Genomic DNA, 3,259 nt, shown 5'->3' with positions numbered 1-3,259 from the left:
GGAGAGCAATGCAGCTGGCAGACTCGCATCGGCTTATCTAGGTCAATAACACAGAATAGCTTGGGTTATACTTTCAAAATTTTACAAATTATAAAATAAACATGAATCGATATAAATTATATACAGCAGAACAAATTACTCAATTAGATCTACAGACATTTAATCGTTGGCTTTCATTTCTTTATAAAAATCCTACTCAAAGTTGGAGCTCATCCTATGGGCCAATGAAACCAAGCTTAAATTGGCTGCATGAGTGTTGGTGTGTCGTTACGCACGCGCATTCTCGCTCAACTTTCTCTAATATTCGTGCTAAATACGAAGAACGAATTTTAAGTGCTGTAGAAAGCAACGATAAAAAATCGATTATTCGTTTATTAAGCTTAGGAAGCGGTGGCTTATTTCAAGATTTAATGATTCTTTTAAAGCTTTATTATCATGGCTACAAAAATATAGAGTTAGATTGTATCGAAACCGGCAATAATCAAGCGCAGCAAGAAATTTTACAAGCAATCATTAATCGATTAAATCAAAATGGCGCCAATATTCGAGTTCGACATTTTAAAACTGTAGAAGAAAGAAAAGCAAAGACGGGCAATTCTCAAGCAGAATGCGATGTAGTGTATGCGATTGATTTTGATAATATCGCAGCTGTTTTGGGTAAGGATTTTTCTAAAAGACAATTGCAGTATAGGAGTAGAGACAGTTTCGCCGATGAGTATTGTCCTCTATTTCTTGGCGCTTATGCGGAATTAAAGAAGTCTGCCTCCTCTTTATTCCTATTAACTTTTGGAAAAAATTACATTTCTCATTGCGGGGAAAGTGCAGACGTTTATTGTGATGAATTTGATCATCAATTTGAAAGAAGAATTCCTTCTCATGCTTATCATGATTATTACTATATTAATGCAAATCTTTCCTCTATCTTATTGCATCTTCCCTTTTTAAAAGCAAAAAACAAACCTTTGCTTATTAATGAGGAAATTTTAAATCCAAGCACGACAGAGGCATTAAAAAGGATATTGACCAAGCATAATATTTCCTATTTGATTGCCTCAGCCGCGGATATTGGAACAAAACTAGATGAAGAGGCTGCTACTGTACTGATAATTGATGATTCGATACACGATAGTAATCTGGGTGGAGAAAAATTTCTTGATGCAGATTTTAAACATGGTCATGCACAAGTTACTCGAAGCGACTGTCGTGGCATCAATAACCGGCGCATTGATGTGTTCTTTTCTTTTAATGAGATTAAAGTCAATCAATTTACCCAAAGAATCGAGCAATTATCCATCGAGGAATGCATTGATAAAGTAAATGCAGGCATCTGCAATTATTTGGATTGGTGCAAAAATAATGCAACTGGAATACGTGGCATAACGCGTTTTTCACATTGGTTTCATGGTGAAAGTGGTGTTTTAAGAGCTCAAAACTTGCAAAGGGTTATCAGGGACTCATCTGATCTAAATAAAGAGGCATTTTTGCTTCTTTTAAACAAGCATTTGCAAGGGTCGGGGAATACACGTCATTCATTGACTCGCTTTATTCACGCTGCTTTGGCCAGAGACAATGAACTCGAAACCTTACCTGATGCTGATTTTAAAGAAGTACGTTCTCAAGTCAGAGTAGGCTAATAGGATGGATTTACTTTCATAACCGTATCCTTTTCAATCAATACTGGGCAGGGACTTCCTTACAACAGACGCCGAACGTTGTAAAAGATATCTCCACGATTCTTGCCCAGAATATTTTTGTTACTATAAATGGCCAGGCCTTGAATTGTGAATTTCAATTGAAGATTGATGCGTCTATTGTTGCGAACCTTATTATTTACAACGCTGCTACAAGGAACAATCATGCATGTGTTGAGATTATTGCAAACAGCGATAGCAAAGTCATGTCCTAAAGGAACGCTATTTAATGAAACAGTTATTAATTTATTTTATTAATTATCTCCCTTGGAAAGTAACAACTATTTTGAGGCAACGAATAAGTTTCTACTTCCCTTCGGTAACATCTCCAAAGAGAAAGAGAATCCTTTTATAAACTATTTATTGGCAAACTTATCCGCGAAAAGTCACAACCATGGATACATATTGATTGGAGTTGTATCAATCCTGTAACCAATCTCTATGTTTGATGTCCTCAAAGAATGAATATTTTACTACTTATTGCCCTTATCGTTACTTTTGCTGCCTGGCTTGCTGGCTTATTTATCAAATCAATTGGAAAGGCTTCTGATTTTCAGGCTCATTCGGCTAAAGTTACTTCCGCATTATCCTATGTCTTTCTAGGAATAAGGGGCTTGAACAAAAAACTTTATCTCACTCAAAGTGATTTTGAAAAGGCATCGGGGTTCCCCATTAACTATACACTTAAATCGAGCCCATCTGGTTTATCAGCAGCCTCATTAAAATATTCAGCTCTGGCAATGATATAGTCGGCACGTTTTTTAAAAGAGCTATTGTTATTAAAATTAGATCGTTGTAAATAATTGCTAAGCATCCGCACAATATCACTCACATTGAAGTCACGATTATCACAGAGTTGAATAATTTGCATGGCTTTTTCAAGATGATTTCTTTTAGTCACTAATGCCACAAAACCTTGAGTATAAGTTTGCATAATATCTTTTATTTCTTGTTTAGAAATTACACTATCCTTAGTATAGCTATCATAGCGCTTACCTTTAAAGTTCGAGCCTAGAAAGCTAATACAGGTAGTCCAATGAAGGTTATGCTGATTGTCCATTGTAATAATTGGTCTTTGTGGGGTATCAGCAGGCTTATAGGGTGCGTTGCCATTGATTAAGGTATGTAAGTTAATATTATAGATGCGGGCAAGTTCCTGTAAATCGGTTTGTGTTCCCCAGCGATAATTACGAGTAACATCTTTTAGTGAATTTACTATTAAGGAATTGCTATTCAGTTTGTTATTTTTTCCTACAATAAAAACCTCTTTTATAAAGGCTTTTTCGATTATTTTATCGAAGTATGCTTCTCGTTCTTCGTTATATTCTTTATTCTTAGGTTGTTCAGGATACCACCATCTGCTCAGCCTTCTTATTTGAGCAGCAATTTCACGCGCATAATTTTTTGTTTTATTGGATTTTGCCAATTCATTAAACTCAGGTGAAGTAGGCTCATTTCTGACATAATTCCATACCATTTCGGCAAAATTCGTGTAAGTAGTGCTTGTGTGTGTATTCCGGAGCGAAATGATCACCAATTCCGGCCGCATTTGATCGCAGATTCCGGAA

At 35.9% G+C, this 3,259-nt stretch carries 2 protein-coding genes and 1 pseudogene; 2 read left to right on the top strand and 1 reads right to left on the bottom strand.

The features are described 5' to 3' along the window. Positions 1–101: 101 nt before the first annotated feature. A complete protein-coding gene (locus DGG96_RS20410) occupies positions 102–1,634 on the top strand; it encodes a hypothetical protein (protein ID WP_110144297.1) in 1,533 nt (510 codons plus the stop codon). 518 nt (positions 1,635–2,152) lie between these two features. Continuing rightward, positions 2,153–2,440 (top strand): hypothetical protein, encoded by a 288-nt coding sequence (locus DGG96_RS20405; protein WP_110144296.1) that lies wholly within the window; start codon positions 2,153–2,155, stop codon positions 2,438–2,440. Here the strand turns inward: DGG96_RS20405 and DGG96_RS20400 are convergent. Continuing rightward, positions 2,368–3,259: pseudogene (locus DGG96_RS20400) on the bottom strand (hypothetical protein); the annotation flags it as partial. The gene DGG96_RS20405 and the pseudogene DGG96_RS20400 sit on opposite strands and share 73 nt — an antisense overlap.

The sequence above is a fragment of the Legionella qingyii genome (assembly GCF_003184185.1).
The sequence above is the reverse complement of the archived record's forward strand: the minus strand, read 5'-3'. Positions and strand labels throughout refer to the sequence as shown.